Source organism: Streptomyces sp. NBC_01428, from assembly GCF_036231965.1.
GTDB lineage: Bacteria > Actinomycetota > Actinomycetes > Streptomycetales > Streptomycetaceae > Streptomyces.
Genome location: NZ_CP109499.1, coordinates 1,251,856 through 1,265,219, shown reverse-complemented (window position 1 = coordinate 1,265,219; position 13,364 = coordinate 1,251,856). Strand labels below are relative to the sequence as shown.

At 68.5% G+C, this 13,364-nt stretch carries 13 protein-coding genes; 9 read left to right on the top strand and 4 right to left on the bottom strand.

The window, feature by feature from the left end:
* Positions 1 to 1,056, bottom strand: coding sequence for a ferredoxin reductase (locus OG406_RS05455; protein ID WP_164372307.1), 1,056 nt, complete (start codon positions 1,054 to 1,056; stop codon positions 1 to 3).
* An 86-nt stretch (positions 1,057 to 1,142) separates the two neighbouring features.
* Here OG406_RS05455 and OG406_RS05450 point away from each other — a divergent pair, with 86 nt between their 5' ends.
* Positions 1,143 to 2,282 (top strand): PucR family transcriptional regulator, encoded by a 1,140-nt coding sequence (locus tag OG406_RS05450; protein ID WP_266618174.1) that lies wholly within the window; start codon positions 1,143 to 1,145, stop codon positions 2,280 to 2,282.
* Positions 2,283 to 2,340: 58 nt separating this feature from the next.
* On the opposite strand, the gene OG406_RS05445 is transcribed toward OG406_RS05450, so the two are convergent.
* Positions 2,341 to 3,006, bottom strand: coding sequence for a hypothetical protein (locus OG406_RS05445; RefSeq protein WP_329184382.1), 666 nt, complete (start codon positions 3,004 to 3,006; stop codon positions 2,341 to 2,343).
* A gap of 439 nt (positions 3,007 to 3,445) precedes the next feature.
* On the opposite strand from OG406_RS05445, the gene OG406_RS05440 reads away from it, so the two are divergent.
* Positions 3,446 to 4,225, top strand: coding sequence for a hypothetical protein (locus OG406_RS05440; protein WP_326841693.1), 780 nt, complete (start codon positions 3,446 to 3,448; stop codon positions 4,223 to 4,225).
* A gap of 278 nt (positions 4,226 to 4,503) precedes the next feature.
* On the opposite strand, the gene OG406_RS05435 is transcribed toward OG406_RS05440, so the two are convergent.
* Positions 4,504 to 5,118 (bottom strand): DUF1707 SHOCT-like domain-containing protein, encoded by a 615-nt coding sequence (locus OG406_RS05435; RefSeq protein WP_329184380.1) that lies wholly within the window; start codon positions 5,116 to 5,118, stop codon positions 4,504 to 4,506.
* Positions 5,119 to 5,475: 357 nt separating this feature from the next.
* Between OG406_RS05435 and OG406_RS05430 the strand changes: the two genes are divergently transcribed.
* The 3 genes from OG406_RS05430 to OG406_RS05420 all read left to right on the top strand — a co-directional run bounded on the left by OG406_RS05430 (position 5,476) and on the right by OG406_RS05420 (position 9,204).
* The gene (locus OG406_RS05430; RefSeq protein WP_327408148.1) at positions 5,476 to 6,807 is read left to right on the top strand and encodes a glycoside hydrolase family 18 protein; all 1,332 of its coding nucleotides are present in this window, start codon (positions 5,476 to 5,478) and stop codon (positions 6,805 to 6,807) included.
* 171 nt (positions 6,808 to 6,978) lie between these two features.
* Positions 6,979 to 7,605 carry a hypothetical protein gene (locus OG406_RS05425; protein WP_329184377.1) on the top strand — a complete coding sequence of 209 codons (627 nt, stop codon included), beginning with the start codon at positions 6,979 to 6,981 and terminating at the stop codon, positions 7,603 to 7,605.
* Positions 7,606 to 8,001: 396 nt separating this feature from the next.
* The gene (locus OG406_RS05420; protein ID WP_329184376.1) at positions 8,002 to 9,204 is read left to right on the top strand and encodes a serpin family protein; all 1,203 of its coding nucleotides are present in this window, start codon (positions 8,002 to 8,004) and stop codon (positions 9,202 to 9,204) included.
* Between the two features lie 173 nt (positions 9,205 to 9,377).
* Here the strand turns inward: OG406_RS05420 and OG406_RS05415 are convergent, their stop codons facing one another.
* Entirely contained in the window at positions 9,378 to 10,841 is a 1,464-nt protein-coding gene (locus OG406_RS05415) for an APC family permease (protein WP_329184375.1), read from the bottom strand.
* A gap of 272 nt (positions 10,842 to 11,113) precedes the next feature.
* Between OG406_RS05415 and OG406_RS05410 the strand changes: the two genes are divergently transcribed.
* The 4 genes from OG406_RS05410 to OG406_RS05395 all read left to right on the top strand — a co-directional run bounded on the left by OG406_RS05410 (position 11,114) and on the right by OG406_RS05395 (position 13,337).
* A complete protein-coding gene (locus tag OG406_RS05410; protein WP_329184373.1) occupies positions 11,114 to 11,668 on the top strand; it encodes a hypothetical protein in 555 nt (184 codons plus the stop codon).
* An 80-nt stretch (positions 11,669 to 11,748) separates the two neighbouring features.
* Positions 11,749 to 12,222, top strand: coding sequence for a potassium channel family protein (locus OG406_RS05405; protein WP_329184371.1), 474 nt, complete (start codon positions 11,749 to 11,751; stop codon positions 12,220 to 12,222).
* Positions 12,223 to 12,498: 276 nt separating this feature from the next.
* Positions 12,499 to 12,702 (top strand): cold-shock protein, encoded by a 204-nt coding sequence (locus tag OG406_RS05400; RefSeq protein ID WP_164372316.1) that lies wholly within the window; start codon positions 12,499 to 12,501, stop codon positions 12,700 to 12,702.
* Between the two features lie 449 nt (positions 12,703 to 13,151).
* Entirely contained in the window at positions 13,152 to 13,337 is a 186-nt protein-coding gene (locus OG406_RS05395) for a hypothetical protein (protein ID WP_081220975.1), read from the top strand.
* The last annotated feature ends 27 nt before the right edge of the window (positions 13,338 to 13,364 follow it).

The following is a 13,364-nucleotide window of genomic DNA, read 5'->3' as shown; positions in this document are numbered from 1 at the left end:
CTACCGTTCGATGTCGCAGGGGCCCGCCGCGGCGGACACGCAGGTCTGGATGAGGACGCCCGGCTCGGCCTCGGTGATCTCGCCGGTTCGAAGGTCGCGGACGGCGCCCGCCTTGAGCGGCGTGACGCAGCCGAAGCAGATGCCCATGCGGCAGCCGGACGGCATGAGCACGCCGGCCTCCTCGCCGACGTCCAGCAACGGCGTGGCGCCGTCCGCGTCGACGGTCTTGCCGGTGGTGCTGAACGTGACCTCGCCACCGTCGCCGGCGACGACGATGCCGGGGCGGAAGCGCTCGGTGTGCAGGCGCTCGTGGACGCCGTGCGCGGTCCAGTGTGCTTCGGCGGCGTCGAGCAGGCCCGCGGGCCCGCAGGCCCAGGTCTCCCGCTCGGCCCAGTCGGGCACGAGGTCGTCGAGACGGGAAATGTCGAGCATGCCGCCCGTGTCGGTGTGCAGCTCGGTGAGACGCAGCTTCTTGTCCGCGACCAGGTCGTGCAGATCGCTGCGGAAGATCACGTCTTGCGGCCGTGGCGCGGAGTGGACCATGACGACGTCGTCGAACTCGGTGTCGCGCAGCATGCCCATCACCGGCGTGATGCCGCTGCCGGCCGTCAGGTAGAGCACCTTGGCCGGCCTGGCCTTCGGCAGCACGAAGTCACCGGTCGCCTGGTCCAGCTGGATCAGCGTGCCGGGTGTCGCTCGGCGGACCAGGTGGTTGCTGACCTTGCCGTCCGGGATCGCCTTCACGGTGATCGTGACGCGTCCGTCCTGGCGGTTCGTCGGTGAGGTGAGCGAATAGGCACGCCACAGGCGCACCCCGTCGACGTCGACCCCGACCCGCACGTACTGACCGGCCGTATGGCCGCGCCAGCCCCGTCCCGGCCTGATCACGATGGTCGCGGCGTCATCCGTCTCGGGGTGCACGGCCTCGATGCGTCCTCGGAGGTCGGCGCCCGCACGCAGCGGGCTGACCAGGTCGAGGTAGTCCGACGGCAGCAGAGGCGTCGTGACCATCTCCAGCAGCTTCCAGGCCCTGCTGCGGAGGGCTGCACTCGTCATGACTCCAGCTTGATGCGCCGCCGGGCGTAAAGTCCTGTCCGTAGGACGTGAATCTGGTCGGCAGAATTGTTCGTAGGGAACAAAAGATGAGCCATGCAATTCAGAGAGTCACCGAGCTGGCACTGGATGAGACGACGGTCGCCGTACTTCGGGCCGACCTGAAGACCACCGCCGACGAGATCGTCCAAGCGATCATCGACGAGGTCCCTCCCTACGCCAACGCCCTGTCCGGCCGCATGGGCGGCACCATCCGCCGAGCCGTCCGCACCGCCCTGGGCCACTACCTGAACGTCGCGAGCGGCAACGTCACGGGCGGCGACGCCGGTGACGCGGCCTACGAGCTGGGCCGAGGCGAGGTGCGCGACGGCCGCTCCATGGACGCCCTGCTCGGCGCCTACCGCGTCGGCGCCCGCGTGGCCTGGCGATGCCTGGCCGCGGGTGCGGTACCCGCGGGACTGCCTGCCGCCGAGGTCGCCAAGTTCGCAGAGCTGACGTTCGCCTACATCGACGAGCTCTCCGCCGCGAGCGCCGCAGGACACGCCGACGAACTCGCCGCCCAGGGCCGGGCTCATGAGCGCCACCTCGAACAACTGGTCCGCGACCTCCTCGCCGGCGCGAGCACGGACGTGCTGTTGGCCTCTGCCCAACGGGCCGGGTGGCAGTCCCCGGTCTCGCTGACCGCGGTCCTGCTGCCCGCCGCCCAGGCCCGCCCCGCCTACCGCACGCTCGACCCGAACACCCTCGTTCTCGACGATCTGCCGGACGCCTCCGGCGTGCTGCTGGTCCCCGACGCCGACCGCTCCCATCTCCTGAGGCAACTGACCGACCGCACCGCCGTGGTCGGCCCGGCCCGGCCATGGACCCGTGCGTCCGCTTCGTACGCACGAGCCGTACGAGCGCGCTTCCTCTCTCCTGATATCCGCGACACCGAGGACTACTTGCCCGAACTGGTGCTGAGCGCCGACGTGGACGCGTTCGCGGACTTGCGCGCCCGCGCCCTCGCGCCGTTGCGGACCTTGCCTGTCGCGACCGCGCGGCGGCTGGAGGACACCTTGCGGGCGTGGCTGCTGCACCATGGCAGGCGCAACGAGGTGGCGGCTGCGTTGTTCGTCCATCCCCAGACCGTCCGCTACCGGATGTCTCAGCTCCGGGAGCTGTTCCCGGATCTCGGCTCGCCGCAACGGGTCTTCGAACTGACGCTGGCGGTCGGTCCCCGGGTCAGCTGACTGCCCCGTGGCTTCTCCGGGGACCGCGTCAGGGCTGTGCAGTTCTGTTCTGTGCTGTTCAGTGCTGTAGTGCTCCTGCGTGGGGGGACGTTCCACGAGACGCACTGCGGTAGGTGGCGATCCCGAGAGCGAGCATCCAATAGCTGAAGAGCGCGCCCATCAGGGCTGTCGTGCCCCAGCCGTTCGCCGCGTAGAAGTGTGCGGGGGTGTTGCCGAAGAAGAGCGACGGCACGAAGGCCACGTTGACCCCTGCCAGCATGAAGGCAGTGCGTCCGGTCCAGGTGGGCAGCAGGCCGGCGCGGGTTATGGCGTACCCGACGGCGGTCAGGAGCAGCCCGAGCATGAGGCGGCCGATCGATCCGTACAGGATGTAGGTTCCGCTGACCGTGATGGTCGGATCAATGGCGTGGTCGGTGGCGATGACCGCACCGGCCTCCAGCCCACTGGAGACCAGGGTGACGGTCGAGTAGACCAGTCCCGCGGCGAAAGCCAGTGTGCCGACCCATTCGTAGGCCGGGTTCGCCGCTTTCACGAGTTCGCGGAAGACGGTCACGAAGACCATCAGGAACGCCAGCGCGAGGATCCCGATCAGCAGCCGGGCCAGGACGTTGGAGTCCGGTGGCGGACCCGAGTAGACGAAGTACAGGGGTACTTCGATGATGAAGGCGGCTGCCGTGGCGATGCCGGTGATGCCGGTCAGTCGCCTGGCGACGGTTTCGTTCATGACTGTCTCCCCGGTTCCGTGGTGGGTCTCGTCGTCCGTTCGGTGAGAGAAAGTCTGCTGACTCGACCGGTCGGCGTCGCGGGGCCTGGACACCCGGTGCGGGGTGGTCCTGGCGACACCCTGCGGGGCGGACCTGGCGTCCGGGCCGAGCCGACCCGCGCCTTGCTCGTCGAGTTCGTGGCGTCGCCGAGATGGAGGGCGCGAGCCCGGTGAGCAGAGGCTCTTGGACGAGAACGAGCCTCCTACGCCCGCCATCGTCGCCCAAAAGGCGAACGTAGAGGCGAACATCGCCCGATGCCCGATGCCCGATGCCCGATGCCCGATGCCCGATGCCCGATCGTGATCCACGGGTGTACAACCCCGTGTGATTCCCGGCTGTCTGAGAAACGCGCCGGAGGACGAGTCTCCGGCGCCCTTCGGTACAGAGATCGGGGATCAAGTGGGGAAGAAGCTCGGGAGAGCTGTCGTGGCCGGTGGCGCGGCCGCCGTGTTGACCGGCGTGGCCGCAGTTCCGGCCGACGCGGCCGAAGGCGGGGCCTCGTTCACCCGCGTCCACGTGAACGACGGCAAGCCGATCGTGATCGGGGTGTCGAACGAGGTCGCTGCGCCCACCACTTTCAGGCTGGCGACCACCCACAAATGGAAGTGGCCGGCGGTGTTTCTGTACCGCGGCAATGCGGGTGATCGACTGTGGCACGCCATCCAGACAAGTGACTGCATCAGGGTGAGCCCGAGCGTCTGCGACATCAACGAGACGATGTTCTTCGACCCGAGCGAGTGGGAGATGCAGAACAGCGAGGCCGGAGCTTGGAAGGTCGGGGCCGAGGTGTACTACGAGGATGCCGCCGGGAACACCGACGGCGGTGACACCGACGATGAGGGCCTCACCGTCTACGTCAAGCGCAACTCCCGTCTGACGGTCAACGCTTCGCCCGAGCCCGTAACCAAGGGCAGCACCGTCACCGTGACCGGGAAGGTGACGCGCGCCAACTGGGAGACCAGGAAGTACGCCTCCTACGAAGGCCGCCTGGTGACCCTGCAGTTCAAGCCCACCGGAGCCACCTCCTACACCACGGTGAAGAAGGTGTACGCGAACGGCTCGGGCAATCTCAAGACGACCGTCAAGGCATCCAAGACGGGCACGTGGCGCTGGGTGTACTACGGCAACACCACGACCGGACCGTCGACTTCGGCCGGGGACAACGTCGTAGTGAAGTGATCTCCCCGGGCCGGCACCAGCCTGTTCGGCCCGAACCTCGCCCGCGAGATGGCGGGCTGCGGGCTCGGCGGCGCGACGAAGACTGTCATCGCCCTCGCCGTCGAGCTCGCCGCCGTCCGTGGCCCGGGCGACAACGGCCAAGCGCCCCCCATCACTTGGGGGTCCCACCGAGAGCGCCCGGCTCGGGGCGCCATGGGCACCGAGCCACTCACGTTCGCGTCGGCTGTCAGGGGCTCATCCCGTACGCCGAGGCTCTGACTCGCCGGACGCCATCGAGCTCAGGACTCGCCCCCTCCGAGCTCTCCCTGGTGCTGGGGGTTCCCCAACGTCCTGTTCTCGGTGATGACGGCACCCCACAGGGCGAGTCCTCTGATCACGACGCGTGGGGCACCCGGTCCTCCCTTTCGGGCTCCGCGTTTGCCGAACAGGCCGAAGATCCCGACGCCTTTGACCTGAACCTCGACGTCATCCGGGACAACAATCTTGGTTCCACCCCACAACGAGACCGCGAGCACCCGCGTCTCCTGGCTGGTGAAGCGAGCTTCGCTCAGATCGAGGAGGCCGCCACCGAACACTGACCACGCGGTGAAGGCGGGCGGAAGGACCCACTCACCTCTCCGGGCGAAGCCGCCGAACATGCCCAACGCGAACCGGGACGTCGGGCGGCGGTCCACCACCAGTGCGTCCCTGGTACCAGGACTCGGGAGGTTCCGGGTAGCGACCTCAAGTTCGGCACGCGTCTTCGCGCCGTATATCTCGGTGAGCCGCTGATCCATCTGCGTCATGTCAATGCGTCCTGTGGCCAGGGCATCACGAACACGCTCGGTCGCCCGGTCACGTTCGTCGTCGGAAGCCAGCATGTCCTGTTCGGAATTCCTGGAACGCTCAGTCATGCCAACGATTCTCCCAGTCGGTTTGCCGGCCGGCAGGGCGTACGCAGGGCCGCGCGTCGCTCTCGTATCTGACCGAGACACCGCGTGGGCTGGTACCAGCGGCAGGTCAAGCCACCTGGGCAAGAGCCACGCCCCCGGGGTGCCCCGGTACTTGAGCAGCCGGTGTCGCGGCGCGCCGGTGGCCGGCAGTTTCATCCGGCTCGTGACCGGCCGCTCCGGCGGGCCTGCCCGGCACGGTATGGGGTGACGCCGGCCCGGACCCTTGACCCCGATGGTCCAGACCAATAGCTTCTCGTGCAGGTAAGTCCACTGCTGTGTACGGCACTTGCACCACGCCTCAGAGGAATGAGCTCCGTTATGCGCCTACGCCCGCGTCCTCGCCGAAGACTTCTCTCCCGAGCGGCCGTTGCCGTCACCTCGTTCTCCCTGCTCGCCGCGTTCGCGCCGGCCGCCGCCGCCCACGGTGACCACCACCAGGACACCCCGCGCCGCGTCGGCTACTTCACCCAATGGGGCGTCTACGGGCGCGACTTCCAGGTACAGGATCTCGACCGCAGCGGCGCTGCCGCCCGGCTCACCCACGTCAACTACGCGTTCGGCAACATCGGCACTGACGGCAAGTGCCTCATGGGTAACGTCCCCGGCGAGTCGGATCCGTGGGCCGACTACGAGCGACCGCTGGACGCCGAGAACTCGGTGGACGGCATCGCCGACAGCGACACCCAGGCCCTCGCGGGCAACTTCAACCAGTTGCGGGAACTCAAGGCGGCGCACCCCGGCCTCAAGGTGATGATCTCGCTGGGCGGCTGGTCCTGGTCGACCCACTTCTCGGACTCCGTCCGCACGCCCGCCGCCCGCAAGGCGCTGGTCGCCTCCTGCGTGGACCTCTATCTCAAGGGCAATCTGCCCCAGGACGGCGTCCGCGGCGGCGCCGGTGCCGCCGCCGGTCTCTTCGACGGCGTCGACCTGGACTGGGAGTGGCCCGGCTCCGAGGGCGACACCGACACCGTGTACCGCCCCGAGGACAAGCGGAACTACACCGCTCTCGTCGCGGAGTTCCGCCGACAGCTCGACGCCTACGGGCGCACCCGCCACCACCACTACGAGCTGTCCGCGTTCGTCCCGACCGCACCCGCCAAGATCGACGCCGGGTTCGAGGTCGGCAAGATCATGAAGGACTTCGACTTCGTCAACCTCCAGGGCTACGACTTCCACGTCAGCGGCGAGAAGACGACGGCCCAGCAGTCCGCCCTCTACGCCCGCGACGACTTCAGCGTCGACGGCACGGTGGACGCGTGGCTGCGGCGTGGAGCCCCCGCCCGCAAGCTCGTCGTCGGCATGCCGTTCTACGGTCAGGGCTGGACCGGTGTCAGCGGCGGCGGCGACGGCCTGGGCCAGCCGGCCACGGCACCCGCCCCGGCCAAGTGGGCCAACGGCTACGCCGACTACAAGGAACTGAAGGCCCTTGCGGACACGGGCCAGTACCGACTGCACCGCGATCCCCGCGGCGGCCACGCCTGGCTCTTCGACGGCACGACCCTGTGGACCTACGACGACCCGCAGGTCCTCACGCTGAAGTCCCGCTACGTCCGGGCCAGGGGACTCGGCGGCGCGATGTTCTGGTCCCTGGACGGCGATACCCCTGACGGGGAACTCGTACGGACCGTCGACCGCGCCCTTGGGCACTGAGCCTCGGGCACTGAACCCCGTGCGGGGTGGCCTCACACCGGCCACCCCGCACCCCAGCGCGCGGACTGCGGGACCCTCGACGCACAGCAGCACCACACCGGCAGGCAGCTGATGCGCCTGCACGGAAAGCCATTGGTGCTGTATCGGTGAGTCCGGCATCATCCCCCTGTGATGGTGATGCAACCCGTTCTGGAGATCTTCGCCGCGGACGACTTCGCGCTCTGGCAGATCGGTGAACATGAGTCGTACGGCCACCTGGTGCTGAACGGGGAGCTGACTCCGGCGGAGGTAGGCACGGCGGTCATGCGGATCGCCGCCTGCAACGACTTCGAGCCGGAGGAGGAGCGTGGGCCGTGCCCGACCGATCCGCTCGGCTCATTCCTGCACGGGCTGCTCACCATGCCTGATCTGTTCGCCGCCGGAGGGTTCCGGGTGACCGACAACGCCACCGGCACCGTCTTCGTCGACCCGGGCTGCTGCAACGGCCTGGAGGCCTGGCGGGACTGGCTGGAGGTGCTCGACGGCACCGGCTACTCCTCCTTCGGGCATGATCCGTCCTCGGTGGCCGAACGCGTCGGCGACGGCGTCCGGCTGACGTTCGACGCACACGGGACGGACGGAAGCCCGGTGATCGAGCTGCCGACAGACCAGGTACGCAGGCTCGTTACGGGCGCCGAGCAGGATGTGCGGGACTTCCTCGGCCTCGTCGGAACCTGGGCTGAACGACAACTGCCGGCACATGCTGCCGCCGTCACTGCCGCCCTGGCACGGGCACTGGACCTGGCGTCCACATCATGACCAGTTTCCTGACCCACCGAGCGCACGTGCATGACGCCCGCCTCTCCCTCCGACGCCGGCACAGCGCGCTGCGGACCTGCATCACCCTATCCGGACCGTCGTGAGGCGAGTGGGGGTGCGGATCTCCTCTACGGGCAGTAAACAGCGACCCACCGTGATCGCGAACTACCGTTGACAACGGTCGGTGTGGATCGCGACTGGGGCGCGCTTGTGTCAGCGGCCGAAGAGGCAGTGTGGCGTTGTCCTCCCCGCCGACGCGAGGCTGTTCCGTTCCGAGCGGCGAGGTGCTGCTCCCTTCGCTTGGGCAAGGCGCCTTCTTCATGGAGGGCGCTGTGGGAATGACGTACCGCCTCTCTCCGTAAGCACGGGGAATCGCGGGTTGACGATGGGGGTGGGATGGGAGTCGCTACGACGACGGTCCGTGCGGTGAACGGGTTGACCGCGCGGTGGGCGGGCGTATCGGAGGGCGGTACGACGTTCTCGGCGGCCGGGGTGTGGCCCCTGTTGGCCCTCCTGGCCGATGGAGCGGGAGGTGTGGCCCGGGCCGAGTTGGCGGAGGCTGTCGGGCTTCCCGCGGAGCAAGCGGCCCAGTCCGCACATGAGTTGCTCGCGGCAATGAGCAGCATGCGGGGACTCGACACGGCTCTGGGTCTGTGGACGCGGCGCACTCTGGAGTTGCGAAAGGAGTGGCGGGCGGGGCTGCCGGTCGATGCTCACGGGGTGCTCACCGGAGACCCCGCGGCCGACCACCGGGCGCTGGACGCCTGGGCGGTGCAGCGGACCGGCGGGTTGATCGACGGTATGCCGGTCATGCTGAACGAGGCCACGCAGCTGGTGCTGGCGAGCGCACTGGCCATGCGCACACAGTGGCTGAGCCCCTTCCACGAGGTGCCATTGGACACCGCGTACGAGCCATGGGCCACCGTGCCCCGGATGGGTCTGCGGCGCTCCAGTACGGTGCTGGACCGGGTGGGCGTGACCGACACACCCGGCGGGCATGTCACCGAACTGAAGGTACTGGGGAACAACGCCCTGGACGTGCACCTGCTTCTCGGCGAGGAGGGCATGACGCCGGGGCACGTGCTCGGAGTCGGGGTCGACCTCCTCGCCGGCCGGTGCACGGTCGTGTCGGGACCGGGGCTGCCCTTCGGGAAGGTGGGACCCGGGTTGCTGGTGGAGAAGGTGCACAGTACGCGGCCCGAGCCGCCGTCGCTGGAGGTGACGACAGCGGCGTACACGATGAACGCGAGTCACGATCTGCTGAAGCTGCACGGGTTGTTCGGGCTCACGACCGCACGGGACACGTCGCACGGGCACTTCCCCGGCATCAGCGACTTCCCGCTCGCCATCGAGTCGGCCAACCAGAAGACGATGGCCAAGTTCGGCGCGTCGGGTTTCGAGGCCGCCGCGGTGACGGCATTCGCACTCGGCCCGACGGGTGCACCCGACTTCCGCTACTTGACCACTCGGATCAGCGCCGCGTTCGACCGTCCCTTCGGCTTCCTCGCCCTGCATCGCCACACGCGCCTCGTGCTGACGGCGGGCTGGGTCACGGATCCGTTGCCGTTCCCCGAGGAGGAGTGGGGGGACGAGTGGTGAGCGCGCCGACGCGCGGCGGCTTCACGCCGCGGTGACGGGATGCGCGGCCAGGTCAGCCCCGGACCGGGACTCTCCGGTCCGGGGCCGACCTGTTGACCGACTGCATCCGCGCCGCCTTGTCGCCCCGCCGCCTCGTCAGGGGTTCCCTTCGGAGCAGACAGGACGCCGTGTGGTCAGCCGGTGAAGGAGTCGACCTCGCCCGGTTCGGTCTCCATGGCTCGGCGATCGAACCGCAGCATGGCGAAGAAGAAGAGGCCGCCCAGGAGGAGGAGGCCCGCCACGATCACGACGGATACGAAGGCCTCTTTCGGGGTCACCAGAACGAACAATGCGATAAGCGTCCACAGCAGCGCGCAGATGGCGACCGGCAGCTCGAAGCGTCCAAGGTCGAAGGCGCCCCTTTTGCGGCTCAGACGTCCGCGCACCGCCAGGTAGAGCACGATCGTCGAGCCGTAGGTGACCGCGGGAAGGATGGTCGAGGCGGTGACCAGCTTCAGCAGCGCGGTGCCTGGCAGCGCGACCATCAGAACGAGACCCAGGACGAAGACCAGCACGGTGGCGGGAATCGGTGTCCTGGTGCGGGGGTTGACGCGTCGCATCAGCCGGTGGGCGGGGAAGCGTCCGTCGCGCGACATCGCAAAGACGAGCCGCGAGCACGCGACCATGACGACGATCCCGGCGCCGAAGAACGCGATGGTGATCGCGACCAGCAGCGTCCTCTCCGTCACCGGACCGAGCTGGTCGCGCATGATCGCCGCGACCGGTGAGCCGGTGGCGCTGATGCGGGGGATGTCGTCGATCGCGACGGTGAGCGTGATCAGGAACAGCATGCCCAGGACGCCCGCTGCCACGACCGATCCCACGATCGCGCGCGGAACGGCGCGGAAGGGGTCCTTGGCCTCCTCGGCCAGATTCGCGGCGGAGTCGAAGCCGACGAGTGTCGCGAGCCCCATGATCATGGCGAGCATCAGGCCGCCACCGACCGTGAAGTAGTCGGGAGAGTGTTCGACGACACCGCGCGAGGTGAGGTTGCCGACCGAGCCGTCGCCCGTGACGGCCACGGCGATGACGAGGGCGATGGCCACGACCACCACCAGCGCCAGTTCGAGCCCTACCGCGACCGTGTTGATCAGGCTGACGAGGCGCGTGGAGGCCACGGCCAACACGGTCTGGACGAGGAGCACCACGAGCGTGATCAGCCGCGCGACGTCCTCGTCCGGCTGGAGGCCCACCAGCGGCATGAACGCTTGGCTGGCGAGCGCGTTGTCGACCGCCACCACGCCGATCGCCAGATAACAGAAGGTCAGCCAGCCGAACCACCAGCCGACCTTCGGGTTGGTCAGTCGCGACGCCCACTGGTAGGAGGAACCGCTGAGCGGGATACGGGCCGCGAACTGCGCGACCACGAGGGCCACCAGGGTCTGTCCTACGGCCGCGATGAGCCACAGCCAGATCCCGACCGGTCCGGCGGTCTGCAGGACTTCGTCGAAGGTCGCGAAGATGCCGACCGCCACCGAGATGAACGCGAACGAGATCGCGAACACCTGGAAGGAGCCGAGCGTCCGCTTCAGCTCCTGCTGGTAGCCCCCAGCCTCGACGGAGCCCGCATCGTCTTGGACATCGGAGGACTCCACCATCGAGGCCACCTCACCTTCCAGGGCCCCTCCAGTGCCCTGGGTAGGCCGCAGGCAGGGATCGATCAAGGCACCATTTTCACCATCTTCGATACCTATATCCCTTCCGACTCACGAAAGCGGGGGTCGATACGGATCATCCGCATCGCGCGTCGACGACGCGCGTGGAGGCGGTTCAATGCTGCAATAAAAGACAAAAGTGATAACTAAGGTCGTAAGGGTGGGCCTTGACGGGTCCGCTGCGCTTGTTAGTCGGCAGCAAAGGATGCTCCCTCATGACGTCGCAGGCCGCGGACTCTCGGCAGGAGTGGGTTGTTCTGGCCAGTTTCGGCAGCCGGCACGGTGCCGAGTACATGCTGGCGTGCCTCGGCCGCGGCTTCCGCAGGATGGCCCGCAGGGGCGCAGTGACAGCTGTGGTGGTCGGTGGAAACGCGGATGGCTCACTGCGGTTGACGCAGGCGCGCGTGCTGACGGCGAATGGCTTGGTGAGTGCCCTGCTGCGTGTCTGCTTCTCGTGGACGGTGGGATTCATGGGCCCCTTCTCCACCGTGAAAGGGGCGAAGGTCGGCGTGCACGCGGCAGGCGTACGCCAGAGCCACGTCGACTCCGATACGAGCGAGGGTCACCGGATCCTCGCCGAAGCAGGTCCCGATGCTGTCGTCACCCTGATTCGGGGTGCGGACGCAGAGACCCGGCAGGCGGTCGCGGCAGCAGCCGCCGACCGTGCGACACGCAGTTGGGAGGGCCCCCTCTCCGAGTTCCTCGGCGCCCTGGATCCGGGCCCTGTTCACGACTGGGTCCGTGCCGCCGTCGCGCACCCTGCCAAGTGAGTGCCGGAGCCGGCCTCGGGCCGGAGACCTTGCGGGGATCGAGGCCGACCCGCGGCAGGGTGGTACGCACGCTCCTTCGGATGGCGGGATCCGCCGCCGCTCTGGTGACCTTGTATTTTCTGCTGCCCCTGGACCGTTACTCCGCGGGGGTCGCTGTCACGATCCTGGTCGTCGGCCTGTTCGGGTTCGTCGCCCTGGTGGCCTTTCAGGTTCGTTCGGTCACGCGATCGCCGTTTCCGGGACTACGGGCAGTGGAGGCGCTGACGACCAGCGTCCCGTTCTTCCTGCTGCTGTTCGCCGGCACCTACGTCGTCATGGCCAAACTGTCGGACGGTAGTTTCGGCATCCCGCTGACCCACACCGACGGCCTGTACTTTGCCGTCACCGTCTTCGCGACGGTCGGCTTCGGCGACCTCACGGCCAAGAGCGACGCGGCCCGTCTCGTGGTCACCGGGCAGATGATCGCGGACCTCGTCATCCTGGGCGTCGCTGTCAAGATCATCACCGGTGCTGTCAGCCGACGCCGCGCACCACGGGACGACACCATTTCCTAGCGTGCCGAGGCTCTGTGTCGGCAACGCCGACCTCGCCGGGCTCCGCCACGACGACAGGGCGGTGACGAAGGCACGTGCGCGCTGGGGGGCCGGTCTGGCCGCTGGGCCGGCGCCGCATCACATCCGTGTCGCGTCGGTCGCCAGGATGTTATGCGAGGAGCGGTTGATCAGCCTGGCTGGTGGGGTAGAACAGGTGTCGGGTGCCGTCCGGTGACGGAAGGTGCCTCTCACAGATCAGCCGGGGGGAGCCCCGGCGTTATTTCGAAGGACAGCAGTATGGCCAGCGGCACCGTGAAGTGGTTCAACTCCGAAAAGGGCTTCGGCTTCATCGAGCAGGAGGGCGGCGGCCCGGACGTCTTCGCCCACTACTCCAACATCTCGGGCAACGGCTACCGGGAGTTGAACGAGGGCGAGCACGTCACCTTCGACGTCACCCAGGGCCAGAAGGGCCCCCAGGCCGAGAACATCGTCCGCGGCTGACACCAGCAGCCCGTCACCACCCAAGGCCTTCGGAGCCGCGGGCTTGATGATCAACGTGTGAAGAGGGGCCCGGCGCCGCCGGGCCCCTCCACCGTTCTCGCGTCTCGCGTCAGAGGGCTGGTGAGTGGGCCGACTACCGTCCCCGTGGCCGAGTTCAAGACCAGGGCCTGCCCGAACATCCAGTGCCGAGGCACCGACGAGGGCGAGGTCGTCTTCCTCGCCGGAGCCCACGTGATCTCCTTCAGGTCGGTGCTGGGATCGGCGCATCCCCGGACGCGCCTGCCGAACCTGCCTCGCATGCGGCTCAGTCGGCCGTCCAAGCCCGTCGGCCCTCCCTGTGGCCGTCCCACCCGGATGGTCTTCCACCGCGGGGGCAGACGTGTGAAGCTGCTGCGTCGAACGGACCACGCATCCGTCTGCCCATGTCCGGCGCCGGAGAGGATGACCGCATGAAGCCCACGAAACACCGCTACAGCCTGACGTGGACCGACCCGGACGGTGTGCCGCAGGCGGCGGCCGGCCACTACGACAAGCGCGCGGCCACCAAACGCCGGCGCGCACTGAAATCGGTCGGGTGCACCCGAGTCGAGGTCGTCGTGGTCGAGCCCGGAGAGCTTCCGGAGCCGGCGCTCTGAGGGGCCGGCCCCGCGTCGGGTCGGCCC

What these genes read in the sequence shown, in the direction of transcription:
- OG406_RS05455 (WP_164372307.1), bottom strand. Translation starts at nt 1,056, where the DNA reads ATGACGAGTGCAGCCCTCCGCAGCAGGGCCTGGAAGCTGCTGGAGATG.
- OG406_RS05450 (WP_266618174.1), top strand. Translation starts at nt 1,143, where the DNA reads ATGAGCCATGCAATTCAGAGAGTCACCGAGCTGGCACTGGATGAGACG.
- OG406_RS05445 (WP_329184382.1), bottom strand. Translation starts at nt 3,006, where the DNA reads ATGAACGAAACCGTCGCCAGGCGACTGACCGGCATCACCGGCATCGCC.
- OG406_RS05435 (WP_329184380.1), bottom strand. Translation starts at nt 5,118, where the DNA reads ATGACTGAGCGTTCCAGGAATTCCGAACAGGACATGCTGGCTTCCGAC.
- OG406_RS05430 (WP_327408148.1), top strand. Translation starts at nt 5,476, where the DNA reads ATGCGCCTACGCCCGCGTCCTCGCCGAAGACTTCTCTCCCGAGCGGCC.
- OG406_RS05425 (WP_329184377.1), top strand. Translation starts at nt 6,979, where the DNA reads ATGGTGATGCAACCCGTTCTGGAGATCTTCGCCGCGGACGACTTCGCG.
- OG406_RS05420 (WP_329184376.1), top strand. Translation starts at nt 8,002, where the DNA reads ATGGGAGTCGCTACGACGACGGTCCGTGCGGTGAACGGGTTGACCGCG.
- OG406_RS05415 (WP_329184375.1), bottom strand. Translation starts at nt 10,841, where the DNA reads ATGGTGGAGTCCTCCGATGTCCAAGACGATGCGGGCTCCGTCGAGGCT.
- OG406_RS05410 (WP_329184373.1), top strand. Translation starts at nt 11,114, where the DNA reads ATGACGTCGCAGGCCGCGGACTCTCGGCAGGAGTGGGTTGTTCTGGCC.
- OG406_RS05405 (WP_329184371.1), top strand. Translation starts at nt 11,749, where the DNA reads ATGGCGGGATCCGCCGCCGCTCTGGTGACCTTGTATTTTCTGCTGCCC.
- OG406_RS05400 (WP_164372316.1), top strand. Translation starts at nt 12,499, where the DNA reads ATGGCCAGCGGCACCGTGAAGTGGTTCAACTCCGAAAAGGGCTTCGGC.
- OG406_RS05395 (WP_081220975.1), top strand. Translation starts at nt 13,152, where the DNA reads ATGAAGCCCACGAAACACCGCTACAGCCTGACGTGGACCGACCCGGAC.